This is a genomic window from Mariniphaga sediminis (genome assembly GCF_003573545.1).
Lineage (GTDB): Bacteria > Bacteroidota > Bacteroidia > Bacteroidales > Prolixibacteraceae > Mariniphaga > Mariniphaga sediminis.
The window spans coordinates 292,931-318,756 of record NZ_QWET01000001.1 but is presented as its reverse complement, the minus strand read 5'-3'; the positions used below and the strand labels follow the sequence as shown (position 1 = coordinate 318,756).

The following is a 25,826-nucleotide window of genomic DNA, read 5'->3' as shown; positions in this document are numbered from 1 at the left end:
AATAAAAATTACACAGAAACAACAAAATAAGGAATAAAACACTGACAGACAAATTAGTAACACACTAAAAAAATAATGATAATTTCGAACAAATTCAATCAAATTAAATCTTTTTAAAAAATTAAATAACTCCTGATATCCATCAAAAAGCAGCACAGATCTGTCATTGCAAAATTTTATTTCCGCCGCTCAAAATTTTTCAAAGCGACAGAAAGTTCAGGTTTGCATAAACCATAAATTTAAACGCAGGAGAGATTAAAAACAATGGGAAAACCCTCCCCCCAAACCACCAAACTCTATAGCAGTTACAGTCAGTTTAGCGGAAGGGTTTTTAATGGCCTTGGCTCAGGAAACTCTTTTTCATGTGTTAATTGCGGCATTTTAAACCGCAAAGCCCGAATGGAACTTTGGGCGCCTTCTTCATAGTAAATAATCAATATGGTACCATCTTTCAACTCAACTGTAGACGGATAAGCGCCCGGTGTTTTATCTGCCAGATAGGGCCCTTCCCAGGTTTGAGCTTCATCGCGACTTATCCGCAGGCCTGTATAGTAGCCATTTTCTTCGCAAAAAGCCCTGTACGACAGCAAAATCGCCCCACTTTTAAGCCGGGTAAATGAAGGTGCGTGCCCCACAAACCCGATATCGCTTGCAGGCGTCCAGGTTTTGCCAAAATCCTTACTGGTGGCATAATGCATGTTAACAACCGAACGATCTCCGCGCAATGCGGCATACAGTGTTTTATCCTTTAACAGAATAATGTCAGTTTCGGCGGCAAGAACCAGGTTCGCTTCCTTCCCGACAGGGATTACTGCATCCCAGGTTTTCCCTCTGTCGGATGAAGGAATTACGCCACCCCAGGCAGCCGAAATGGATGGTTCTGAGCGATAAACCGGTAACAACCATGTACCATCAGGCATTTCCTTCACCTTTGCAGAACAGTTCCAACCCGGTTTTGAGGTGGCAATAAATTTACCTTCATTTTCCCATGTTTTTCCATTATCAAAAGATTTTAAAACATAGGGCCCTTTGGTTTCCCACTTACCCGAACCAGTTGGACGAACCTTCTTTTTTAGATTCTCTGGTTGTTGTTCATGTAAAAGATCCGGATTATTGCCATACTTAGCAACCTGCTCTTTGGTATAAACCGGTGTATTTTCATCAGAACCTGATGCCTCTGAAACTTCAAACTCCAACGAAAAAAAGCTGAGCACCACCGTTCCATCATTCATCTGATTAATATGCGGATCCCTGTTATCATTTACATCGTCATATATTACAACGGGGTTACTCCAGGTTTTGCCTTCATCTTCCGACCGGGTTAAACAAATACGGCCGGCATTGGGATATTCCGGTGTGGGATAAGTAACATGGTCGTTCCCATCGTAAAAAACAACCAAGATATCGCCATTATCCAGTCGGCAAGCATCCGGAACTGCCTGATACTCCCGCGTAATCCCCTTTTTTGAGATTACCTGATAAGGTACCTTATTTTTGTTTGATTTCAGCTCCTTAGGCAAATCAGGCATTATGGTTTTTGGATTATTGACATTACTAGCAATACTTTGAAACAAAATAAAAACAAACAATAGGTTCAACATCATTTTTGCTCTCATATACAACTAAACTATTTCGTTTAAAACAACAGGGACATTCAATAAAAACTCCATATCTTCCTCCTTTTGGATATCCAGCCGGCAAAGGAACTGTCTTTCAATTTTTAAACCGGATGGAATACAAATCGGCATCTTTCATTGAGATACGCAGCCGGACTGTTTTTCCCCTCAATTCAGTTAAATCTTTTGTATGATTCCAATGAACAATTCTTGAAATTTCGTTCCCAATTATTTCCTGCGAATCCTCCAGTGTATAACCGGATAAAGGCACCCCCTTCTCATCCTGTATTTCAACCCTGATTTCACCGGCGGCGGAGGTAGAATAATTTATCTCCAGTTGATTGCCGGTAAATGAAAAAGGTTTGGTTATCATTTCACCGCCGCTATACGGCGCAGAAACAGATGTAAAACCGTCCAACCTCATGGAATAGCGGCGCAAATGGGCCGTTGGTTGCGCGTAGTCCTGATTGACATATATTGACATTTCCTCCGGGCCTGTCTGCACCACATTTAACGCCGGATAATTGGAACGCGAAACCCAGTTGTCCAGTCCAATGCCCGGTCGGATAAAAGCTTCCATAAAAGTCCGATCATACTCATTCCCTCCGCGGGAAGTCATAAAAAAGGCATCGGAACAATCTTTAAAATAGCCAGGATTTACATTCAATTCTTCAGCTTGTTCCTTTGTTAATACCTGTCGCCCCGGCATAAACCGGCCTCCGATGGCCACATAAATATGCGGCGCACGAAAATAAGGACTTGTTTGTTGAGTATACAAATGCTCGGGAGGGGTATCCCCATAGGTCATTTCAACCGGCTCCGACCAATTTATAAAATCGGTGGAAGTGGCCCTGCTAACTGTCCGGTAGCCATTACTAAACGTCCGGAAGTAACACACATAACACTGTTCGCTTTCTGACCAGAATGAAACATTTTGCGAATCAAAAGCTCCTTCTTTAATCACGCCTCCATCCGTTAGTTTTTTCCAATGAATCCCATCAGGAGAAGTATAAGGAATCAGCCCTATTTTTTCCCGGATCGTTCCGCCAAGCGCTTTAAACTTCTGATCGGGCAGGGCATTGGGATTTTCATCGAGGAACGGACTAAAATTATGGTGTACCGGCGCTTCATTTGCCAATACCACATTATTTTCCAATGTCCCGTTAATCTCATAAAGTCCTAAATCCGGTTTATACCAGTGGATACCATCTTTTGATTCGGCATAACAGGTAAACTCTTCATTGGAGTAAGGTTCATTGTCAACAGATAATCCGCCCCGGTAATATGCCCGGTAAAGGCCGTTATCATTAATAACGGTGCTGTACGTACAAAAAACGCCCTCCCATGGTTTATCGAAATACATCACAATCCCCTCATCATTTGGATGATGCAACTGTATCGATGCATTTTCCAGTTTATCAATCAGGTAATGGTCAACAAAAATTTCTCTTTTGTCTTCCAATTGAATAACCTCACTATTTGATACTTCCTTATTCTTACAGCCCAAGCTTACCAGAAAAACAAAAAAAAGATATATTAATTTCATTGGAATAATGTCTATTTAAATCGTATCGAAAACAAATCAGCATCTTTCATATACACACGTAAACGCACAATTTTAGAATTCAGTTTTTTCAGATTACCTGAATTTTTCCAGGAAACAATCCTCGAAATTTCGTTTCCTATAATTACCTGGGAATCTTCCAATGTGTAGCCCGGGATAGGCTTGCCATCCTGATCCTGAATTTCAAATTTAATTTCACCTGCAGCAGAAGTTGAATAATTAATCTCTAACTCATCGCCTGAGAAAGTGAAGGGTTTTGTAACAAACTCTCCCCCTTTGTAGGGCGCGCTTAGTGAAGCAAAACCATCAATACGTAAAGAATAACGATGCAGGTGGGCTGTTGGCTGCGCATAATCCTGATTGACATATATTGACATTTCCTCCGGACCTGTCTGCACCACATTTAACGCCGGATAATTGGAGCGCGACACCCAGTTGTCCAGCCCAATTCCAGGACGGATAAATGCTTCCATAAAGGTACGATCATAAACACTTCCTCCGCGGGAAGTCATAAAAACAGCGTCGGAACAATCCTTAAAATAGCCGGGATCTACATTAAACGATTTTGCCTGTTCTTCCGTCAACACTTGCCGACCGGGCATAAACCGGCCACCAATGGCCACATAAATATGCGGGGCGCGAAAATAGGGGCTGGTTTGCTGGGTATACAAATGTTCCATGGGTGTATTTCCGAAAGTCATTTTAACCGGCTCTGTCCAATTTACAAAATCTTTTGAGGTGGTCCGCCCCACAGTTCTGTATCCTTTGTATTCAGAAAAACCGCCGTCTGACCATATCCGGAAGTAGCAAACATATTGATTTTCACTTTCAGACCAAAAGGCAACATTCTGAGAATCAAATACTCCTTTTTTAAAAACCGCATCTTCCTTTAATTTTTTCCAACGAATCCCATCGGCTGAAACATACGCAATCAGACCGGTTTTACTTGTTCCCCCCAATGCTTTATACTTCTGGTTTTTATCGACATTCGGGTTGGCATCCAGAAAAGGGCTAAAGTTATGGGTTACCGGAGCTGCATTGGCCAATATAATATTGTTCTCCTTCGTACCATTTATTTCGAAAAGTCCCAGCTTTGGTTTTTCCCAATGAATACCATCTTTTGACTCCGCATAGCAGGTAACCTCATTCTCGTTTCCATCTTTTCCCGCTTCCCTCACTCCCCTGTAATAGGCCCGGTACAAACCTCCATCTTTTATAATGGTAGAATAACCACTAAAATTCCCTTCCCAGGGGTGGTCGAAAAGCAACACTGCCCCTTCGTCTTTGGGAGTATGTTTAATAATTTCAACGCCTTTAAGTTCTTCAATTAAAAATTTATCAACAAATATTTCGCGTTTGTCACCTAACTCAATCGCTGATTGTCCTAATACGGAAAAAGTAAAACAAATACTTAATACGATACAAACAGATAATTTCTTCATTTTCAAACTTTTTTATTCATGTTTCGCATTGAATATTTTATCCAATACGAAACATGAATTTTGATTAAAACCTAAACAACACTTATTTTTCCTGATACCCGGGATTCTGAACAACCTTGGGCTCCATGCTCAAAACATTTAAACCTATAGGCCAAAGTAATTTATACTCATCTTCCGGATGGTTTTCAAAATAGGGAACTTTTTCGAATACTTTATCAAACCGGATTAAGTCCCACCATCTTTTCCCCTCATAAAATAACTCCAGTAACCGTTCATTAAGAATCTCAATATCATTCTCTTCTTTGGAACCATTAACGAAAATATGATCTTCATAATTATCTCCGTAAGCGCGTTGGCGAACTTTATTAATTGACTCCGAGGGATCTTCTCCCAACGCATTTTCTGCCTCCGCTCTCATTAATAAAACATCAGCATACCTGTAAATAATAACATCGTCCAAAAAATACCTGCTTCCGCCGTCAACAACTCCGTTAAATTTAAGCTGAATACAACCGTAAAAGGTGGAATACTCTCCCGTATTTTCATTCAGGGAATACAACTCATAAAACGTTTCATCTTTCCTTTTATCATCCTCCGTAAAAAGAGCAAGGCTTTCATCTGTTAGCGTCCAGTAATTACCATCGCGTGGCACCCCAATAATTTCAGCAGCTCCCGGAAGAGGATTTGGCGGAAGCTGATCGATATACATGCGGTAATAAAACGTATTGCTTGACTCATATAACTGAAATTTGCTGGCAAAAAGAATTTCTTCATTTCCCTTATTATCATAATCAAACACTCTCCCAAATTCAGGCAACAGAGAAACGTTGCTGGCTTCAATGTCAGTTAAAGCGTTCAAAGCCGTTGACAAATCGGAGTTACCACCATTCAAAACTTTTCCGGTCCACAAATAAACGTCCCCTTTCAGCGCATTGGTAGCCGGTTTGGACCACCGGTTCCTGCCTGAAGGGAAATTATCATTTGCGAAAAGAGCCAGTGCGTCATCAATATCCTTTTTAATTAAATCGAATACTGCCTCTACTGAAGAACGCTCTTTGTACATTTTTTCCGGGACATATCCTTCGGTTGGTTCTGTAAAAATTATAACTCCACCCCACGTTTTCACCAACACAAAATAACAGAAAGCCCTCATGGCATGTGCTTCTGCCAAAATGTGATTCTTATTCTCATCATTCACAAACTCAATGTCCGGGACATATTTTAAAATTAAATTTGCATCGTTTACAACGCGGTACAATGTATTCCATCCGGGCCCGGGTTCTGTAGCATCCAATGTGTTTTGGAAAATTCGCATGTTTGAAAAATCATTCCCGACAGACTGTTTCATATTTTGGCTACGTGCCTCCCCCCAAAGAAACAGATTACCACTTGTTACATCTCTAAATCTTTCATACATTCCATAAACTGCCCCTTCAGCATCACCTTCTGTTTTCCAGAAAGAAGCACTGGAAATGCTGCTGACAGGTTCCAAATCTAACATATTGTTACAAGAAATAGATGGCAGTAAGGCCAGTGATAATATGATAATTATTAAATGATATTTTTTCATTTTGTTAGATTTAATGTATTAAAAATTAACAGATAAGCCAAATATAAATTCCCGTGGTACCGGATAAGCGGTATCCGAACTCGATTGTTCAGGATTTAATCCTTCATAATCGGTGAAATAGTATAAATTACTTCCGGTTACATGGAATCTCAAATCTGACAATCTTATGTTATTTAGAATTTTATTCGGTAGTTGATAAGACAATGTGACCTCCCTCAAACTCAAAAAATCAGTTTTTTGATAGTACCTTGAACTCCCGCGGTTATTCCATACGTTCCAGTTTGCATTCTGATCTGCCCAGTAATATTTGGGAATGTCAGTTACATCTCCGGGATTTTCCCATGACCTTAATACCTTACTACTTATTGCATTTGCGCCCGAAAAATTACCTTCCAGCCTTGCTCCGGTCTCGTAATAAAGTGTTCCGCCTAACGTATAATCCATGCGAATATTCAACCCAAAATTTTTATATTCAATGGCACTCAAAAACCCGCCGGTCAAATCCGGATAAAGATTTCCCATATACACTTTATCCCGTGTATCAATAATTCCATTTTCATCCGCATCTAACCAGTTTACGTCACCTCCGTGTTTTGTTTTGTCTTCTCTTGGGATGAGCATATCTACCGGGCCGGCGGCCGCTTCTTCATCGGTAGCATAAATACCGACTTGCTTAAACCCGTACAGGTCTCCGATTCTTCCGCCCTCCTGCAATCCTGCCTTCCAGGCATAATCACCGAGTTTTGCATCCCAAACATACACACCGCCTACCCGATTATTTTCAATTCCATTTGGCGGAAGCTTCAGGATTTTTGTATTGACCTTGGCAACATTAAAGGACAAGTTCCATTGAAACTCTGATGATGGAGGCATTACATGTGCATTTATTCCAATTTCATATCCTTTATTTTCCAAAGACCCGTAGTTTGTAATAATACTGGAGAATCCGGTTGAAGGCGGCATATCCAGAGGAGTCAACAAATTATCGGTTACCCTTCTGTAATAATCGAATACCAGATCGATTCTCCGGTTAAAAAGGCCTATATCAAAACCAAAATCCAGGGTTTTGGATTGCTCCCATCTCAACTCCTGGTTGGGTAAAACAGAAATCTGTAAAGCAGAATTGTCATCATATTTTTGGTTTGAACTATATTCCCCCTGGGCCTGATACCAACCTAAACCACTGATATTACCCGTTACGCCATAGCTTCCTCTTACCTTTAGCTGAAGTAAATCTTTGGGCAAAGCACTCCAAAAGTTCTCTTTATCCACATGCCATCCCAAAGAAACTCCGGGAAAAACACCCCATTTATTACTTTCACCCAAATTTGAAGCGCCATCGTATCTTAAACTTGCATTAAAAAGATATTTCTGCTTATAACTGTATGTCACCCTCGAAAAATACCCTAACAATAAATGCTGAACCTCTTCACCTGAGACAGAAGTTGGTAAGGCAGATGCATTTAATGTTGGAATAAGATCTGTGGCAGCGCCATTACCAGCTCCGCGAAAACTATCGTTATTCCTTGCAAAATAGGAAAAACCACCCATGAGGTTTAAGTCATGATCCTTAAACTCCTTTGTATAATTAAAAACCCCGTTAAACTGAGGACTAAAATTCTGGGAAAAAGAGGCGCTTGCATTGCGGGAAGTATCAAACGATGCAAAGCCATTCCAGTATCCTGTTCGGAAATTCCGGTTATACCGTGTAATTTGATTCCAGGAAAACTGTGGTTCGAATACTAATCCGGGCAAAATATCCACCTGTCCCCCGATTATTAAAGTTAAATCATTTGCCAGATTTCTGGGCCGGTAAACGGATGTCGTATACATTGGATTTGAATATCCAAAATTTCGTCCAATGGCCAGGGTACCATCTTCGTAGTAAAGTTTGTTTGTAGGAGGCATAATCAATCCGCTTTTAAATACATCATTGGTATGTACCTGCCTGTCTTTTCTGTTAGAATACATTATCCTTGCAAATGCCCTTACATTATCAGAAACCTGTATGTCTCCGCTAAAATTCAACGTAGCTCGTTTGTAATCTGTTCGAATGGCAATACCCTCATTATCAGAATACCCAATCCCCAAATGGAAGGTAGCCCTTTCACTTCCTCCGGTAATAGAGAAGGAATGATTATGAGAAATCCCAGTCCGGAATAATAAATCCTGGTAATCATTGTCTTCAAAAATCAGGGTTTTAGAAGGATCCAGGGGATCAGGGATGCTCAACCACCCTTCATTTAATTTATGCTGATTTTCGGAAGATAAATATTGTAAACTTGAATAAGAATTCCGGGTTAAATCATTCCCTGCCCCACCAGCATAAGTGGAACCTTCAAGCTGTGCCATAATCGCGGGAAGAATCTGCCCTGTGGCGTGCATTCCAATCCTTGAATAATAGACAAAATCTTTGGCCCCCAGCAAATCGTACCTTCTGCTCGTTTCAGATAATGTCAGGTCATACTTGTAATTCACCTGCATTTTCCCTGCTTTGCCCGATTTTGTTTGGATAATAACTACCCCGTTCGATCCGAGGGCACCATAAATGGCAGTAGATGCGGCATCTTTAAGAATCTGGATTGATTCGATATCTGCCTGGTTTATGTCGTTCATGTTACTGCGGGTAACCCCATCAATTACATACAACGGAGTGGCACTGTCGGGATTCCGGATAGAACTTCCACCCCTGATAATAATCCTGGGAGAGGCGCCGGGCTGACCGGAGACCGTCTGAACTCTCATGCCCGGGATGGTGCCTTTCAGAGCATTGGCAGCATTGGTATAAGGAATATTCTCCAGCACCTTATTATCCAGTTTCGATATAGCAGTTGTCACGGTGTGCTTCGACTGTGTTCCGTACCCCACAGCAACCACTTCATCCAGCCCAATCGTTTCTTCCTCCATTTTTATATCAATATTGGTTTGGGTTCCAACAGCCACCTCTTGTGTCTTCATTCCCACAAACGATAACACCAGAGTAGCATTTTCAGGAATATTGGTAATTGTATATTCACCATCGGCCCCTGTGACTGTACCCTGGGTAGTTCCTTTTACCACCACTGTTACACCGGGCAGAGGCTGTCCTCCTGAGTCGGTTACCTTTCCGGAAACGGTTCGCTGTTGCTGCACCAGGGAACCATGTCCGGAAACGCCCGTTTCTCCTTGCTGATTAGAAAGTACAATCTGACGGTCAAAAAGAAAATACCGGATGTTTTTCCCCTCTAACAAAACATCCAGAATTTCAGTAATTTTTTTATTCTCCAAATTGACGTTCACCTTCTGTTCCACATCAATCAGATCTTTGTTGTAAAGAAAAAAGAACTCTGATTTGTCTTCAATAGCCCCCAGCACTTTTTCGAGTTCAATATTCGTAAACCTCAGCGTCAGTTTCGTTTCCTGTGAATAGGATTCCGACGCAAACACCTGCACCATTCCTACCAAAATGAAAAAAGCAGTTAGTCGTGCCATTTTAAAAATTTTTAACATGGTGCGGCTTCTTATGACAAAACCACACAACAACATTAGTTTTAGAAACTTTTTCATAAATTTACACACTTTGTAGAGTTAATAAATAATTGATTAAACGCTCTGCAACTCTTGCAGGAAAGTGTTCGCACCACTTTCCTGCTTTGCATTTTATTGTTTTAGTTTTATTGTCACTTTTTTCTTCTGATAAAAATTTTTGTCATCCACCACTCTTTTTTCAAATGTATATTCCATGGGAGTTGAAACCGCCAGCAACTTTAACACTTCCTCAAGCGGTTCATCCTGAAAAGTGGCCTTAAACCGGTACCTTTTCAACGTCTCGTCTTCCACCTCAATCACCACATTGTACCACCGCTCGATCCGGTTAATTGCCTCTTCAAGTGGCTCGTTATCGAGGAGTAAAAAGCCATCTTTCCAGGCAACATAGGAGTTTGTATCAACCTGCTTTACAGTATATTTATTCTCACCCGGCAAAAAAGTCAGTTTTTCGTTCGGCAACAAAATCTTTTCGAAAAACTTATCTTCACCCTCCACGGCAACCTTTCCCGACGCCAAAACCACTTCGGTAAAATCATCATCGGGATAGGCCGACACATTAAACTTTGTACCCAATACACGCACATTGAGATCGGCAGCATTTACCGTAAAAACCGAATTGTCAGGAATCACTTCAAAGTAGGCCTCACCCGACAATTCAACCTCCCGTTTGTTTGAAAAAACCGGATTGTATTTTAAGGTAGAGCCACTGTTGAGCCAACCGCTTGAACCATCGGGCAATAAAAACTGAGTGCGGGCTCCTGGCGGGGAATTAATTTCTACCCAGGCCAGATTCATATTACCTGCTTGTTTATTCATCAGGAAATGCCACAGGGAAAAGGCCAAAACCGGAATAAGAAGAATGGCTGCAGCCTGACGATAAAAACTCCACAAGCCTTTCCTTTTCAATTCTTGCCTTTCTTCGAGCAAAATGTGGTATTCAATCTGCTCATAAATATGCTTTAAGGAATTATCATCCGGAATACCCTTTTTATTCAATCCCTTCCACTGCTCATACAAAAAAGTTTTAACCTCTTTAAAATCGTGGATATTGCTAAACCAGTCCCGAACTTGCAGGTAATCGTTCCAGGAATATTTCCCTTTGGAAAAATTTTCAAGGGTTCTATATGTTACTACTTTCTTCATTTTCCTTTTTAAAAGAAGGAGTGCAATGCAATACCTCCTTCTTTTTCTAACTAAACTAACTAATTAAAAAAAACAAATTCTTCTGTCCTTTTCAATGGTTATATCCCTGATCCGGAAAAATCCCCAGTACAAATAATGTTTTTTTTAGACTCTATCTAAATAGCTACAAATTACCCCGATAAAAAGGAGGGATTAAATCGCCTGCATGATCATCCCAAAACCACCGTAATACCGGGAAAGTCTCATTATCTTGAAACGCGGCACAACAGAAAAGACAGTTTTTATCCTCTCAAAAACAAATAGAAAAAAACCAGTCCCTTTGATCGTAACTTTTCAAACTCTTTTTTAAGGGATCGCATGGCTTCGGAAATATGGTATTCCACAGTTTTGGTAGTAATATTAAATTCTTCGGCAATCTCTTTCTGCGACTTTCCCTCTATTTTTTTTGCTCTGAAAATGGCCCGTCGTCTTTCAGGCATTTGTTCGATCAGGGATTCCAGTTTGAGCACCAGGTTTTCATAATCTTCCTGTTCGTCCAGTTTTTTCGGGTTATCAGAAAAAGATACCAGAATATCGTGTTTTAGCTGATTGGACTCTGCCAGCTTATTAAAGTGTTTCCTCACCACATTGAGTGCAATGGTGAATAAATAGGATTGAAAAGATTTTTCCGTATCAATATCTTTCCTTCTTTTCCAAATTTTTATAAAAACCTCCTGAACGACATCCTCAGCAGTTTCATTTAACTTCAGGTAACTGTAGGAAAAACGATACAAAGATTTACTGTACCGATTAAACAATTGACGAAAACATGCGTGATCGCCATTCTTCAGTCCTTTCAGCAAGGCAGTTTCAGTATTTATTTTTTTTTGAAACAAAGGATTAGCTTTATCTTCCTTTCACAAAGAAAGGAAAAATTAACACATCCGGAGAAAAGACTATTTCTATTTTTTTATTTTGAAAGAGGGCTGGTTCAGTTAAACAAAGGATAAGTTGTTAAGTCAGATAAGCGAAAAGGGGTTATCAAAATTGAAATTGATAACCCCTTTTTCTATTGTAGCGGATAATCTTTTATCCCAGTTGCGGACCGGCAGCAACCAATGCTTTACCCTCTTCGTTATCTGTGTATTTTACGAAGTTCTTGATAAAGCGGCTGGCCAAATCATTCGCCTTTTCCTGCCACTCGTTCTGATCGCTGTAAGTATCACGTGGATCAAGAATTCCTGAGTCCACATTCGGCAATGAAGTAGGAACCTCAAGGTTGAAAACCGGTATATTTTTGGTTTCAGCACTTTCGATGGATCCATCAAGGATAGCATCGATAATAGCACGGGTATCTTTAATAGAAATACGTTTACCGGTGCCATTCCAGCCAGTGTTCACCAAATATGCCTCAGCGCCATGTTCTTCCATTTTTTTCACTAACTCTTCACCGTATTTTGTTGGATGGAGTGAAAGGAAAGCAGCTCCAAAACAAGCGGAGAAAGTAGGTTGCGGGCTGGTAATACCACGCTCGGTTCCGGCCAGTTTTGCAGTAAAACCTGAAAGGAAATGGTACTTGGTTTGCTCCGGAGTCAGTTTCGACACGGGAGGCATTACACCAAATGCATCTGCAGTAAGGAAAATTACCTTGTTGGCATGTCCTGCTTTCGATACTGGTTTTACAATATTATCGATATGGTAAATCGGGTATGAAACACGTGTATTTTCAGTAACCGATTTATCGCAGAAATCAATTTTGCCATTCGCGTCAACAGTCACGTTTTCAAGCAGGGCATCCTTCTTAATGGCGTTGTAAATATCCGGTTCAGCTTCAGCATCGAGGTTAATGGTTTTTGCATAACATCCCCCTTCAAAGTTGAATACGCCGTCATCATCCCAACCGTGTTCGTCGTCGCCAATCAATTTACGTTTTGGGTCTGTGGAAAGTGTTGTTTTTCCGGTACCGGAAAGTCCAAAGAAAATAGCTACATCGCCTTTCTCTCCAACGTTGGCAGAGCAGTGCATCGATGCCATGCCCCTGAGAGGAAGGTAGTAGTTCATCATCGCGAACATTCCTTTTTTCATTTCGCCGCCATACCATGAACCACCTACAACATGCATCTTTTCAGTCAGGTTGAATACGGTATAAACTTCTGAATTCAGGCCATGTTCTTTCCAATTCGGGTTGGTAGTTTTTGATGCATTCAAAGACACAAAATCAGGTTCTCCGTAATTTTTAAGTTCTTCCTCGGTTGGACGGATGAACATATTTTTTACGAAATGAGCCTGCCATGCCACTTCCATAATAAAGCGGACTTTCAGCCTTGAGTCGGGATTTGCACCACAAAAGGTGTCCACTACAAACAAACGTTTTCCTGAAAGCTGTTTAACCGTAATCTCTTTCAACTCATTCCAAGCCTCAGCAGATACGGGCTTATTGTCGTTGGGTGATTCGGGGGTTGTCCACCAGATGGTGTCCCTGGTTATATCGTCTTCAACGATAAATTTGTCTTTGGGGGAGCGTCCGGTAAATACGCCGGTCATCACGTTGACAGCTCCGAGTTCAGTTAATTGCCCCTTTTCATAACCTTCCAAATCGGTTCGCAATTCTTCCTCGTAAAGCTGATCGTAAGAGGGATTGTGCACAACTTCCTGTACGTCTTTAATTCCGTACTTCACTAAATCTAAATTTTCCATAACTACCTAATAATTAACTTTATAATACTGATTCTTATTTGCTAGTCGATAGGACAAAAATAGAATATTTTTCCGCTTGAAGGCGAGCACACTGGTTATTTGAAGGGTTTTAGGGGCTGATTAAACGTTATCTTAACAATTTCGAGAACAGGTAAAAACAGACAAAAAAGGGCTGTTTATTTAACAGCCCCATAAATTATAATTATGATAAACTAAGACCTTGGATGATATTGGTGAATGGTATTCTTCAGGTAATCCCGATCCAGGTGGGTATAAATCTCGGTGGTTAAAATTGATTCGTGTCCCAACATTTCCTGAACCGCTCTCAAATCGGCGCCACCATTTATTAAATGGGTAGCGAACGAATGCCTGAAAGTATGCGGACTGATCTTCTTGTTCAGCTGAATCTTATCTGCCAGATTCTTAATAATGGTAAATACCATTACCCGGCTCAGTTTCTTCCCCCTCCTGTTCAGGAAAAGAATATTTTCACTTTCTTTTTGAATCTTGAGGTTTTTACGGTAACCATCCATATACTTTTGAATTTCTTTCACCGCCCGGCTGCTTACAGGAACGAGACGTTCTTTGTCTGCCTTCCCTTCAATTTTTACAAAACCCTGATCGAAAAACAGGTTTGTAATCTTCAAACTTACCAGCTCCGAAACCCGGAGGCCACAACTGTAAAGCGTTTCCAACATAGCCTTGTTACGTTGTCCTTCCGCCTTTTCCAGATCGATGGCATCAATCAGTTCGTCAATTTCCTCCATCGTCAAAATATCCGGAAGCTTCCTGCCAATTTTAGGTGACTCAAGCAAGGCAGTCGGATCACTTGTAATTTTCCCTTCAATCAAAAGGTATTTATAAAATGATTTAATCCCGGAAATGGTCCGCGCTTGTGTACGTGGACTAACCCCCCGTTCGTTCAACCATTCCACAAATTTTTTAAGGTGCTGTAGTTTGACTTTATCCGGGCTTGTTTTCTTTACATTTTTACCCAGAAATTCAATCAATTTGTTAATGTCATTAATATACGCTGCTATGGAATTTTGCGATAGCGACTTTTCCAATTTCAGGTAATTTTCATATCCTTTTTTGCTTTCCTCCCATTTCATAACTCTTCCATTTTAATTATTAAATCAAATGATTTAAATATTTGTAACACTATTCCTTGAGATTATACCAAATAATTATGATATTTACTACGTTTCGACGACGATAAAGTTACTATAAAAATAATTAAAATTGCAATATAATGAATTTAGTGATCATCAACGGGCCGAACTTAAATCTGCTGGGAAAAAGGGAACAAAACATCTATGGTGCAGAACGCTTTGAAGACTATTTTGAAAAGCTGAGTGCGGCCTTCACTGAAATCAAATTTAGCTACTTTCAGTCGAATGTGGAGGGGGAATTGGTTGACAAGCTTCATGAGCATGGTTTTTCGGCCGATGGTATTATCATAAATGCCGGAGCCTACACACATACCTCAGTAGCCATTCGCGATGCCATTGCAGGCATAACCATCCCTGTTGTGGAGGTACACATTTCAAATACACTGACCCGCGAAGATTTCAGGCATAAGTCTATTATAGGGCCGGTATGCAAGGGCTGCATTATGGGTTTCGGGCTCGATTCCTACAAGCTGGCCGTGTTTAGCTTCGCTTCTACCTGAAATCGATTACCTCCAAATCACCATAATCATTTGTATTAAACACAAAAAAGGAATCGGGAAGGTTGGTATCGGTATCCATCTTTTTTACTATAATACCATACACATTCCCATCGGTGCCATACAGTAAAGCCGATTTTATCATTTTATCCGACTTCCCAATGGAAAGCAGGATTTTACTTACATCGTACTCTCCGGAATCAGGATAAAGTTCGATTTGGTACGCAGTACTATTCCCCGAAACTTTTTCTCCCATGAATTTTGACTGGAAACCTTTTTCATAAATGGTAAAAATCGATGAAGGGTCCATTAATTCATTCCCTCCGTCCTCTATATTTGAAATGGTTACCTGGTTTCCGTCTTTCATGTAATTCCATAACGTTTCCCCGTCAGAAAAAACTTTCACTCCAAGAGCAGGAAGATCAACAACATATTTTTGATCTTTCAGTTTGATAGAACCTTCATTTTTTTCACTGATATCCATTTCCTTATTTTCCAAAGAAAAAACAAAATCAGCGGCAATGGACTCATACGAACGTGTTTTTTCGCTCATTTCATCCAAAATCTGTTTGGCCTTTGGATCTTGTTGAGCGATTGCAAAAAAAACGGAAGCCAGCAACAAACCCAATAGAAAAATACTCTTCATTTTAAAATTTTAGTTAAAACTATTCAACAATTGTTCCAAAGTGTACTCATCCTGCATAAGCACCTGCCTGGCCTTACTTCCTTCACTGGGTCCCACCACTCCGGCAGCTTCCAGTTGGTCCATAATACGACCGGCCCGGTTGTAGCCAATAGAAAATTTACGCTGAATCATGGAAGTGGAGCCCATTTGATTTAACACGACAATCCGCGCGGCATCCTCAAACAGTTCATCGCGGTTGTTGAGGTCTACCTCGCCAGGCCCGGCATCTTCTCCATCCTCGTATTCCGGAAGTAAAAAGGCGCTGGGGAATCCCCTCTGTTCCGAAATAAAAGAACAAATCTTTTCCACTTCAGGCGTATCAATAAATGCACATTGAACCCGTGTCATACTACTACCCGATGCAATGAGCATGTCCCCTTTTCCGATAAGCTGGTTAGCGCCGGGAGTATCAAGAATGGTGCGTGAGTCTATCATCGAGGCTACTTTGAATGCAATACGTGCCGGGAAGTTGGCCTTGATAACCCCCGTAATAATATTGGTAGAAGGACGCTGGGTGGCAATAATCATGTGAATACCCACTGCCCTGGCCAGCTGGGCGATACGCGCAATAGGCAGTTCAATTTCTTTACCGGCAGTCATTATCAAATCGGCAAATTCATCAATCACCACCACAATATACGGCAGAAAACGATGTCCCTTTTCAGGGTTCAGCCTGCGGCTGATAAACTTTTTATTATACTCTTTTATATTCCGGGCGTGCGCCTTCTTCAGCAAATCATAACGCTGGTCCATTTCCACATTGATGGAATTGAGCGTGTATTTTACTTTCTGAATATCGGTAATAACCGGTTCTTCCTCGTTGGGGAGTTTCGCCAGGTAATGCTTTTCCAGAACCGAATAAAGATTTAATTCCACCTTTTTGGGATCGACAAAAACGAACTTAAGTTGCGATGGATGTTTTTTGTAAAGCAGCGAACTAATAATCACATTGATTCCCACCGATTTCCCCTGCCCGGTAGCTCCTGCCACCAAAATATGCGGCATTTTGACCAGATCGAACATAAAGGTTTCATTCGAAATGGTTTTTCCCAGCGCCACCGGAAGGTCGGCAGTACTTTCCTGGAACTTACGCGAACTCAAAATAGAACGCATGGAAACTGTTTCCGGGTTCTGGTTGGGAACCTCAATACCAATGGTTCCGCGCCCGGGAATAGGAGCAATAATACGAATGCCGAGTGCCGCCAGACTTAAGGCAATATCGTCTTCCAGGTTTTTAATCTTGGCAATCCGGATTCCCGGCGCCGGCACAATTTCATAAAGAGTGATAGTAGGCCCAATGGTTGCCCTGATTTTGGTAATCTCAATTTTATAGTGCCGCAGGGTTTCCACAATCCTGTTTTTATTGGCAATCAACTCTTCATTACTTACCTCGGCATTTCCATAACTGTGGTCTTCCAGCAGTTCGAGCGTGGGAAACTTAAAACCCGAAAGTTCCAGGGTTGGATCATAATCTTCCATTTCTTCCCCTGAATGCTCTTTGTCTATCTCTTCCTCCTCTTTCTTTTCCTGAACGGTCAACTCCAATTCATCCGTTTCACTATCTTCTTCCTTTTCAGGTATTTTCACTTCTACTGGTTCTTCTTCCAAATCTGGTTCAAAAACGGCCTTCACCACATCGTCGTCTATCACTTTAGAAAATGTATCCTCTGCTACCGTTTCATTTTCTATTTCTTCTTCCTCTTCATTTACCACCAAAGATTCCTGCTCTGCTTTTTTCCTGGGCTTTCTTCGGAATAATCCTTTCAGGAACTCATACACTTTTTCAAACCGAATAACAAGAATGGCCAGTATTGAAATGAGCAGTAAAAAAACCAGCCCTGTTTTACCTACAAGTGAGCTAAACCAGTTACTTAACACCATTCCGTAATGCCCTCCGGGATAAATAAAAGATGTTGCGCTTGTTTTTTGGAAAAAAAATCCCAGTGTAACCGAAATCCAAAGAATAAGTACCAGGTTAAAAATAAGGGCACGCCTGTATTTTACCAGATTGTGTCCCAATATTTTAAATCCTGTCACAGCAAATAAAAAAATAAACACAAACGAAGCCAAACCAAACCCCTGGTTTATAATCATCTCCGAAAGGTATGCGCCGGTTTTTCCTGCTTTGTTTTCCACCTTAACGTCTGAGTTTAACACCAAATCTTTCCAGGGTAAATCGAGCCGGCTTTGATCCGCCGCACCATAAAACAGAAAAGAGATAAAAGCAATAAGCAAATAGGCCGAAACCAACAAAACAAATATACCCAGGATAAACCTGAATTTCTCATTCCGAAAAAAAGGTTTGCGTGGATTTTTTGTCTTCTGTTTCGCTTTTCCAGTCCTCTTGGGTTTAAATGCCATTCTGCTTCGCTTGTTTAATAATCCGCAAATTTAACAAAAAAATGAGGTTGCCCGTTTCTTTCCGGTTCAAAAAACAGGAAGAGGGGAAATAAAAAATAATTATTCTGCCCCGGTATTTCTTTCATTTTAAAACCAGATATTATATATTTTGCAACAATGTGTAACTTCTTCATAAAATACTGTTTTATAACAATATATAAACAACGAACACCAAGGCAAATTCATTTCTTTTTCTCCGTGTTTTTTTTATGTTTGTTGCAACCTAAATTTGAAACGATGAAAAAGCTTGCTGTGGTTGCTCTGGGCGGAAACGCCCTCTTGCGCGACAACGAAGAAGGAACCATTGAACAACAGGAACTGAATGCAACCGAAACCGTTGAAAACCTCGTGCACCTCATTAAAGACGATTATGGACTGGTAATTACCCATGGCAATGGTCCGCAGGTGGGCAATATACTGATGCAAAATGATGCCGGCGAAAAAATGTACCACATTGCTCCCATGCCATTGGATATTTGCGTGGCCGACTCACAAGGCGGTATTGGCTATATGGTGGAGCGAATCATCCGAAACGTATTGAACAAACACGGAATCCGCAAAAATGTGATTACGATGGTAACCCTTGTGGAGGTCAACCAAAAAGACCCGGCATTTGACAATCCCTCGAAACGCATTGGAAAAACATATAATGTAGAAGAAGCGGACAAGCTGCATCAAGAAAAAAAATGGGTATTCAAACCATCAGCTAAAACAAAAAATGGCTTCCGCAGAGTAGTTCCATCGCCTGCTCCCGTCAATATCATCAACAAAGAAACCATTGAACTACTGGTGAACAACGGAAATATTGTGATTGCTGCCGGCGGTGGCGGGATACCTGTTTATTACGATGAAGAGGAAAACATGCGTACTCTTGACGCCGTAATTGACAAAGACAGGGCCTCCGGACTGCTGGCTCACAACATAGGAGCCGACGAACTTTACATTTTAACCGATGTCCCGTTTATTTACAAAGACTTTGGTTTTCCCACCCAGGAAAAACTGGAATTTTTAAATTATGCCGATGCGCTGAAATACCTTGAAATAGGTACCTTTGCCGAGGGAACAATGGAACCGAAAATCAGGGCCTGCCTCGATTTTATTAAAAACGGCGGAAAAAAAAGCGTGATTACCGAGGCAAAAAAGCTGGAAGACAAATCATTCGGCTCAAAGATTACCCTGGAATATGAATAAAAAGAATAAATATGACTATTCATCTGAAAAACCGGAATTTTCTGAAGCTGCTGGATTTCCAGCCCAAAGAGATATTGTATTTGCTGGAGTTATCCCAGTCACTGAAAGAAGCAAAATATGCTGGAACCGAACAACAATTCCTGAAAGGCAAGAATATTGCCCTGATTTTTGAAAAGGCTTCCACCCGCACCAGAGGTGCATTTGAAGTGGCAGCTTATGACCAGGGGGCACACGTCACCTACCTTGGGCCTTCCGGATCACAAATCGGGCACAAAGAGACCATAAAGGATACCGCCCGGGTACTGGGAAGAATGTACGATGGAATTGAATACCGCGGATTTGGACAGGACATTGTGGAAGAGCTGGGGCAATTTGCCGGAGTGCCTGTATGGAATGGATTAACCGATGAGTTCCACCCTACACAAATCCTGGCCGATTTCCTTACCATGAAGGAACATTCAAACAAGCCCCTCTCTCAAATAAAATTTTGCTACCTCGGCGATGCGCGAAACAACATGGGAAACTCGCTGATGGTAGGGGCTGCCAAGCTGGGTATGGATTTCCGGGCAGCGGCTCCTGGACAATGCCAGCCATCGTCCGATTTGCAGCAGCAATGCCATACGATTGCAAGTAAAACAGGAGCAACAATCAGGATAACCGATAATGTAGAAGAAGCGGTTAAAGATTGCGATTACCTTTACACCGATGTGTGGGTCTCCATGGGAGAGCCGGCCGAGGTGTGGGGGGAGCGGATTAACCTGCTAAAACCTTACCAGGTAAACAAAAAAACCATGGAACTTACCGGAAATCCTGATATAAAATTTTTACACTGCCTTCCGGCTTTTCATAACCGTAGCACAAAAATAGGGGAAGAAATCTTCCAAAAATTTGGTCTCGGGGCACTGGAGGTGACGGAAGAGGTATTTGAAGGCCCTGCCTCCATCGTGTTTGATCAGGCAGAAAACCGCCTGCACACAATCAAAGCCGTAATGGTTGCCACGCTGGGGTAACAAATGCTATCTGCTACAACATTAAAAATTGAAACAATAAAAACAAAAATATATACAATGAAAAAACTTCTGCTCACAGTCGCACTTGTAATGTCCGGACTCATCCTTCTGGCGCAGGAAAACATAAAAAACGAAATACTCTCCTATGCCGACAGCTCCGAAATTATTATTAGGAACGGCAGAAAACTGGTAATTGACAAAACGGTTTCGGGCGATCACAAGGGAGCCATAAACACCCTGAACTTCCTGAAAAATAACGTGGATGAAAGTTACGTTATTTTTTACCCCGGAGAGGAACTGCTGCTTTCGCTTGCCTCCAGAAATTTTCCGCTTTTCCTCTACAATGCTAAAAATTACAACTCGTTACTCGAAGGAAAAACAAAAGCAGTTCCCTACGATGGAACAATGGACAAGCTCCGCGAATACCTTGCACTGGAAATACCCTTTGTTTCAGAGGATCTTGAAGAAATGCAGATGCCCGATGAAGATAAGGAGATCATACAAATCTACATTCGCTACTACATGAATGAAAATATGACGGAGCTTAACAAAACCATCAAAAATTTTAAAAAATCATATCCCGACTCAGAATACGAATATTTTGCCAGTGAAATAAAAGGGCTGACCTCTACCGGCAGAATGAATTTTTGCTTTGGCTACGGAAATGAATTTCTTGCAGGCGATATTACAGATGTTTTTACCGACCACCTGCACATTCTGAATATGGAAATTGATGGTTTTATAAATCAACTGTATTTATCGCTTTTTATTGGAGGCAGCGTGAGTAAAGTAAGGTCAAATATCGATCTTCCGGTAAAAAAGAAAGATCTGGTTCACACTAAAGAAGAAAAAGTTAGCAGCCTGAAATACGGGATAAAAATTGGCAGGTCCGTTTATTCTAACCGATCAGTAAATGTATATCCCTATATTTCGTTGGGCGGATATGAAATGAATTCACAATCTTCCGAGTTTGACAACGATGATTCGTCCAATCCTAAAAATAATCTTTCCGGAGCATTTTTCGCAGGTTTTGGAGCTGCAAGCGACATTGTATTAAAACGCTGGCAATCCAAAAATTTTTACGAACCTTCCGGCGCCCTGTTCCTGCGCCCCGGAATCGGATACGATCAGTTTTTTTCAAACAAGAAAATATCAAAAGGGTATGATTTTCATTTCACCCTCTCCCTTGGTGTAAGTCTGGGGGCGTTTTATTAGGAAGAATCCCGAAGTCTTTTGCAGATAAGATCAGTGCTTTTCATTCCAGGTTTCAACGGCCTCCCGGAGGGCTTCTTCAAACCCTTGGTCCTGTTCTGAATAAATATGGTTATCTACCTTTTTAATATCTTCTTCCTTCGTGCTATTATAACGAATGGGAGGATTATCATCGGTGCAGAAAAGGTAATTCCCCTTAACGAGGTTGATAGTAGCCCGATGAAAGCGCAACGGTGATTTAGCAATGTTGTAAATGAGGTTATTGGCAACAACAACATCGGTGGTTCCTTCATCGAGAAACATGCCATTGCTTTCGGCCCTCCCCGCATTGACACTTACATCGTGTATATGGTTATTCAGTATTTTACTGCCGGGCTGGAGTCCCAACATATAAATACCTCCTCCATCGCTTAAAACCTGCATGATGTGGTGGATATGATTTCCTTCAATCACATTTTCGCGGCACGGTGTAGGAGTTGGGTTCCACATCCAGCCAATGGAGATGCCGGAGTACGGCAACCCGAAAATATTATTGTTTCTGATGGTTGTTTCAGCCGTTAATCCGCACCAGATACCCACAGCTCCAAAAAGTTGTTTTCCGCATTCAGTAACAGTGCTGCCTTCAACCGTATTTCCCAACGCAACCTGTTCGGGTGCTGTTTTCCACCAGGTGTCCCCGTTCACTTCGCGCCCCTGCCCTTCACCTATCATTATTCCGTTTCCCGAAATATCTGTGAATTCCGAATCGGAAATAGTACATCTCCGGCAGCCGGTCCCCAGCCAAACCCCCGATCCACCCAGATTTCCAAAGGAACAACGGGCAAGTACACAGTTTTCTGCCCATTCGGCTTTTACTGCCGCCGGCACGGCAACCCAATTCCCTCTTTCCCGGATGGGATCAAAATGACAGGCCTGAATCCCGCAATACCCTTTCTCCGGAATTTGCCAGGCACAATGTTTAAATGCAATCTCCTCAAAACGTATATTTTTAACCAGGTTGTTTGCTTCTCCTTCCAGAATAATCAAGCCTTCCGAAACCGGAACCACAATTTCCATTTCTTCGGGGTGAACAGCTTCTGGCAGTATCAGATATATCTCCCCTCCTTTTGAATCATAAAACCATTCGTAATCTGCATCCAGAAATTCGCGGGCATTTTCAAGAAAATACCGTGGGTTTGGCTCCCAGTTGTCGATATTGAAAAATGCCAGACTCTTGTTTCCGACCGAGTCCACAGCAGTAAGCTTATTTTCTGCCGGGTTAATTTCTTTCACCGGAATGCGGGTGATGGACCAGTCATGCAAAAAAACCAGCTCTGTCCCACTCGTTTTTTCCGGAATCGGGAAATCACCTTCTGCAAAAAAGAAATGAGTTCTGCGATCTGCTCCCGCTTGTTTCACCCGCAGGTATCCTTCGTTTGGGAAACGGGCGCGGATGCCCCGTTGGTTACCCACAAAAAGCTCGCGGGGCGCAGGTTCCTTTTTGAAAACGTTGGGCAGTTTCGCCCGCCATGTTCCATCCGATTGTTTGTGCCAACCTGTTATTTCAAAACCTCCGGAAATCAAAGGATGTTCTCCGGGAATTGCCTTAAAAGCCAACACACCTTTTTGGTTCTTCATTCCGGATGCCTCAAAAGTAAGCGGTTCCCTTATTTCGTATTTTCCACCAGCCAGCCAAACAGTACAGTTTTCATCCCTGTTTTCCTGAAAAACCTTCTCTGCAGCTTGCCTGGCTCTTTTGAGTGTGGCAAAAGGTTGACTGCGCGTTCCGGGATTATCATCCAATCCCTTTGAAGAAACGTAAAACTCGGCAGAATGAACCTGAAAAGATGCCAACAAGGCAATAACAAACAATTTCAAAAATATTTTCATATCGTTTAAGATTTGATTATTCCATAAAAAGCAGAATAAATAGTAAATACCTGCTTTTCGCAATTTTACCGGTTCAAAAAATAAACCTTCAACTTAATCTAAAGGGAACATCTAAGGGTTTTTACCCGCATCACGCCTGTAAAATAGTTTCAGTTCTTTCTCCGTGCCCGTGTAATATTCCGGTTTATTTTATATGAAAAACCAATCGATATAAATTCCCTTACCTGTAATTTTGGTTTCACCTCCCCTGTGGGTTGATTGTTGGCATCAACAACCGGGAAAAGGACTTTAGAGTCATAAATCAGGTGAACCAACATACGCATATTGATGTGTTCGGTCAAGCGCATCACCATCAGGTTTTCCCAGTTAATATCCAGGTTGTCGAAACCTTTATAGTTAATAAACATCTTGTATTTGGTTTCATACGTAATGTCTGGGGTAATCTGCGTTTTGTATTTTATATCGGTATTAAGACCCGGCTCCCAGGAACCACGTTTGCCAGCATCAATTCCAAATTTCGTCTGGTCCACTTTTACCGTATCCTTTACAAAAACATTCTTTGCTGTTAACGGGGAAAGGAAAAGCGAAAAGTTATTATTTGGTTTATAATCGAGACCCACTTTAAAGAAAGTACGGGAGGGCGCCATAAAAGCTGAAATAGGGTCGGGATTGGTAGATTTGGGATACTTGTACCCGTTAAAAAACTGGGTTTCAAAGTTAAACTCCGCCCCGTAAAACCATTTTTTGAATGCGCTGACCCCGAACCTCGAAGTAATTTCAAATTTATCGTCATTTTTTTGCCACTCCGGATTATCACCCCCCGGCCTGATATAGCCATTTCGGATTTCTCCCGAATTTTCCCACTTTACTTTTCCGTCGTGACGCGAATAATTGACATATCCTTTCAGAATTATCTGAAGAGACAAAGCGCTTTGTCCCCCCTTCTTCCAGTTTTCAAGATAAGTTTGAGTAAAGCCCACTGAGCCATCGCCTCCAATACGCCAGGGAACATACGCCTGGTACTTTTGAGAGACCCCGGTCAACCCGGTTACCCCCCTGTTCAGCGAACTAAAATCGAAATCTTTGGTTTCCCTGGGTTTAAAGCGGCTAAACGTTACCCCGTCGTCAATAAGCATCTGCATAGAACGCTTTCCGGTATTTTTCACCATCATCCTGAGGGAATCGTTTTGTTCATTCTTCAGCCATAAGCGAGAATAATACGTATTATTCTTCTGAAGAAGGATGGACGATTCATCCCCCACAAGATTTGTTATGGTAACGCGTGTGGTATCAATAAAATCAGCATATTCTGCAAGTTCTTCCACCACGAATGAAATAGAATCGTTAACAGCCCGCACCACCGAATCGTTGTAGTTTTTCAGAATTTGATAATTATTAAACTCAACGGAGTCAATCAAATGCTGCCGTCGTGATTCATATTCCCACGCATACCGCTGCCGCCTGTAATTATCAATTACCGAATCGCGGTAGGCATTCATTATGGAATCATTGTATGCCATTCTTTTCTCTTCAATAAAACTGTTGCGAATGCTGTCGAGTCGCAAAAATCGTCTGAAATCATAAGAAGAATGCATCATAGAGTCCGGAATTATATCGGGCAATTGCAAGCTGTCGGGCAATTCGTAAATCCCGGCTTCCAGCAGTTTTCTTCCTTCTCCCGGCTTTATTACTCCGGCCTTTCCTTCCAAATCAGAAATCAGGCTTACCGGAACCGATAATTCATCCTCAAAATATTTTTTCCTAAGATGCCTTCCCAATTTTTCCAAATCACGATGAACAGATACCACCGGATAATAGCCGGGAACCTCCAAACTATCCGGAACATACTCGGGTAAGCGGTAAACATACCGGAAAGTACTGTCTCCCAAGGAACCATTGAGTACATTCAGAATTGAATCAAGCGGTTTCTTTTCGATGAAACGCATGAGTCCGCGTACCGATTCGCCGGTTTCCGTATCTGTAACCTTCCAGGCATCATCCTTCTCAAAATACCTTTCAAGTAATCCGATTCCAAGTTCAAGCGCCCGTGCTTTCTCATCATTTTCGATTCTGTTCTGGGCTTCGATCGGGTTAACAACAGATAAAAGAAGGAGGAGCAAAACAAAAAGTTTACTTTTTCCTGAAAACATAGTTTATTGTATTTACAGCTTTTTTCTCAAAACGCAAAAATAGTATTTATGTTATCCTGCCCGAAAAATTAATCCTAAAAAAAGTACTAAATTTGCTTGTA

17 protein-coding genes are annotated in these 25,826 nt (G+C 41.5%); 4 read left to right on the top strand and 13 right to left on the bottom strand.

The window, feature by feature from the left end:
- Window positions 1–311: 311 nt before the first annotated feature.
- The 9 genes from D1164_RS01100 to xerD all read right to left on the bottom strand — a co-directional run bounded on the left by D1164_RS01100 (window position 312) and on the right by xerD (window position 14,651).
- Window positions 312–1,616 carry a sialidase family protein gene (locus D1164_RS01100; protein WP_119348085.1) on the bottom strand — a complete coding sequence of 435 codons (1,305 nt, stop codon included), beginning with the start codon at window positions 1,614–1,616 and terminating at the stop codon, window positions 312–314.
- A gap of 97 nt (window positions 1,617–1,713) precedes the next feature.
- Window positions 1,714–3,162 carry a glycoside hydrolase family protein gene (locus D1164_RS01095; protein WP_172594287.1) on the bottom strand — a complete coding sequence of 483 codons (1,449 nt, stop codon included), beginning with the start codon at window positions 3,160–3,162 and terminating at the stop codon, window positions 1,714–1,716.
- A gap of 11 nt (window positions 3,163–3,173) precedes the next feature.
- A complete protein-coding gene (locus D1164_RS01090) occupies window positions 3,174–4,622 on the bottom strand; it encodes a glycoside hydrolase family protein (protein WP_119348084.1) in 1,449 nt (482 codons plus the stop codon).
- An 82-nt stretch (window positions 4,623–4,704) separates the two neighbouring features.
- Window positions 4,705–6,192 (bottom strand): RagB/SusD family nutrient uptake outer membrane protein, encoded by a 1,488-nt coding sequence (locus D1164_RS01085; RefSeq protein ID WP_119348083.1) that lies wholly within the window; start codon window positions 6,190–6,192, stop codon window positions 4,705–4,707.
- An 18-nt stretch (window positions 6,193–6,210) separates the two neighbouring features.
- Window positions 6,211–9,663, bottom strand: a complete 3,453-nt coding sequence (locus tag D1164_RS01080; protein ID WP_119348324.1) for a TonB-dependent receptor — start codon at window positions 9,661–9,663, stop codon at window positions 6,211–6,213.
- 168 nt (window positions 9,664–9,831) lie between these two features.
- Window positions 9,832–10,863, bottom strand: coding sequence for a FecR family protein (locus tag D1164_RS01075; RefSeq protein ID WP_119348082.1), 1,032 nt, complete (start codon window positions 10,861–10,863; stop codon window positions 9,832–9,834).
- 281 nt (window positions 10,864–11,144) lie between these two features.
- Window positions 11,145–11,738 carry an RNA polymerase sigma factor gene (locus D1164_RS01070; protein WP_119348081.1) on the bottom strand — a complete coding sequence of 198 codons (594 nt, stop codon included), beginning with the start codon at window positions 11,736–11,738 and terminating at the stop codon, window positions 11,145–11,147.
- A gap of 193 nt (window positions 11,739–11,931) precedes the next feature.
- The gene (pckA, locus tag D1164_RS01065) at window positions 11,932–13,539 is read right to left on the bottom strand and encodes a phosphoenolpyruvate carboxykinase (ATP) (protein WP_119348080.1); all 1,608 of its coding nucleotides are present in this window, start codon (window positions 13,537–13,539) and stop codon (window positions 11,932–11,934) included.
- 212 nt (window positions 13,540–13,751) lie between these two features.
- Entirely contained in the window at window positions 13,752–14,651 is a 900-nt protein-coding gene (xerD, locus tag D1164_RS01060) for a site-specific tyrosine recombinase XerD (protein WP_119348079.1), read from the bottom strand.
- 140 nt (window positions 14,652–14,791) lie between these two features.
- Between xerD and aroQ the strand changes: the two genes are divergently transcribed.
- Window positions 14,792–15,211 carry a type II 3-dehydroquinate dehydratase gene (aroQ, locus tag D1164_RS01055; RefSeq protein WP_119348078.1) on the top strand — a complete coding sequence of 140 codons (420 nt, stop codon included), beginning with the start codon at window positions 14,792–14,794 and terminating at the stop codon, window positions 15,209–15,211.
- Here the strand turns inward: aroQ and D1164_RS01050 are convergent.
- Window positions 15,204–15,854, bottom strand: a complete 651-nt coding sequence (locus D1164_RS01050) for a LolA family protein (RefSeq protein WP_119348077.1) — start codon at window positions 15,852–15,854, stop codon at window positions 15,204–15,206. The two genes, aroQ and D1164_RS01050, sit on opposite strands and share 8 nt — an antisense overlap.
- 9 nt (window positions 15,855–15,863) lie before the next feature.
- Complete coding sequence (locus tag D1164_RS01045) at window positions 15,864–18,254, bottom strand: FtsK/SpoIIIE family DNA translocase (RefSeq protein ID WP_119348076.1); 2,391 nt, start codon at window positions 18,252–18,254, stop codon at window positions 15,864–15,866.
- Window positions 18,255–18,530: 276 nt separating this feature from the next.
- Between D1164_RS01045 and D1164_RS01040 the strand changes: the two genes are divergently transcribed.
- The 3 genes from D1164_RS01040 to D1164_RS01030 are packed head-to-tail and all read left to right on the top strand — an operon-like array spanning window position 18,531 to window position 21,709.
- A complete protein-coding gene (locus D1164_RS01040) occupies window positions 18,531–19,484 on the top strand; it encodes a carbamate kinase (protein ID WP_119348075.1) in 954 nt (317 codons plus the stop codon).
- A gap of 11 nt (window positions 19,485–19,495) precedes the next feature.
- Window positions 19,496–20,494: an ornithine carbamoyltransferase gene (gene argF / locus D1164_RS01035; RefSeq protein WP_119348074.1), complete on the top strand. Its 999-nt coding sequence runs from the start codon at window positions 19,496–19,498 to the stop codon at window positions 20,492–20,494.
- Between the two features lie 57 nt (window positions 20,495–20,551).
- A complete protein-coding gene (locus D1164_RS01030) occupies window positions 20,552–21,709 on the top strand; it encodes a hypothetical protein (RefSeq protein WP_119348073.1) in 1,158 nt (385 codons plus the stop codon).
- Window positions 21,710–21,739: 30 nt separating this feature from the next.
- On the opposite strand, the gene D1164_RS01025 is transcribed toward D1164_RS01030, so the two are convergent.
- A complete protein-coding gene (locus D1164_RS01025; RefSeq protein WP_119348072.1) occupies window positions 21,740–23,575 on the bottom strand; it encodes a right-handed parallel beta-helix repeat-containing protein in 1,836 nt (611 codons plus the stop codon).
- Between the two features lie 149 nt (window positions 23,576–23,724).
- Complete coding sequence (locus D1164_RS01020) at window positions 23,725–25,725, bottom strand: DUF3078 domain-containing protein (protein ID WP_119348071.1); 2,001 nt, start codon at window positions 25,723–25,725, stop codon at window positions 23,725–23,727.
- Window positions 25,726–25,826 lie beyond the last annotated feature (101 nt).

What these genes read in the sequence shown, in the direction of transcription:
- D1164_RS01100 (WP_119348085.1), bottom strand. Translation starts at nt 1,616, where the DNA reads ATGAGAGCAAAAATGATGTTGAACCTATTGTTTGTTTTTATTTTGTTT.
- D1164_RS01045 (WP_119348076.1), bottom strand. Translation starts at nt 18,254, where the DNA reads ATGGCATTTAAACCCAAGAGGACTGGAAAAGCGAAACAGAAGACAAAA.
- D1164_RS01075 (WP_119348082.1), bottom strand. Translation starts at nt 10,863, where the DNA reads ATGAAGAAAGTAGTAACATATAGAACCCTTGAAAATTTTTCCAAAGGG.
- D1164_RS01095 (WP_172594287.1), bottom strand. Translation starts at nt 3,162, where the DNA reads ATGAAATTAATATATCTTTTTTTTGTTTTTCTGGTAAGCTTGGGCTGT.
- D1164_RS01090 (WP_119348084.1), bottom strand. Translation starts at nt 4,622, where the DNA reads ATGAAGAAATTATCTGTTTGTATCGTATTAAGTATTTGTTTTACTTTT.
- argF (WP_119348074.1), top strand. Translation starts at nt 19,496, where the DNA reads ATGACTATTCATCTGAAAAACCGGAATTTTCTGAAGCTGCTGGATTTC.
- aroQ (WP_119348078.1), top strand. Translation starts at nt 14,792, where the DNA reads ATGAATTTAGTGATCATCAACGGGCCGAACTTAAATCTGCTGGGAAAA.
- D1164_RS01020 (WP_119348071.1), bottom strand. Translation starts at nt 25,725, where the DNA reads ATGTTTTCAGGAAAAAGTAAACTTTTTGTTTTGCTCCTCCTTCTTTTA.
- D1164_RS01040 (WP_119348075.1), top strand. Translation starts at nt 18,531, where the DNA reads ATGAAAAAGCTTGCTGTGGTTGCTCTGGGCGGAAACGCCCTCTTGCGC.
- xerD (WP_119348079.1), bottom strand. Translation starts at nt 14,651, where the DNA reads ATGAAATGGGAGGAAAGCAAAAAAGGATATGAAAATTACCTGAAATTG.
- pckA (WP_119348080.1), bottom strand. Translation starts at nt 13,539, where the DNA reads ATGGAAAATTTAGATTTAGTGAAGTACGGAATTAAAGACGTACAGGAA.
- D1164_RS01080 (WP_119348324.1), bottom strand. Translation starts at nt 9,663, where the DNA reads ATGGCACGACTAACTGCTTTTTTCATTTTGGTAGGAATGGTGCAGGTG.
- D1164_RS01085 (WP_119348083.1), bottom strand. Translation starts at nt 6,192, where the DNA reads ATGAAAAAATATCATTTAATAATTATCATATTATCACTGGCCTTACTG.
- D1164_RS01050 (WP_119348077.1), bottom strand. Translation starts at nt 15,854, where the DNA reads ATGAAGAGTATTTTTCTATTGGGTTTGTTGCTGGCTTCCGTTTTTTTT.
- D1164_RS01030 (WP_119348073.1), top strand. Translation starts at nt 20,552, where the DNA reads ATGAAAAAACTTCTGCTCACAGTCGCACTTGTAATGTCCGGACTCATC.
- D1164_RS01025 (WP_119348072.1), bottom strand. Translation starts at nt 23,575, where the DNA reads ATGAAAATATTTTTGAAATTGTTTGTTATTGCCTTGTTGGCATCTTTT.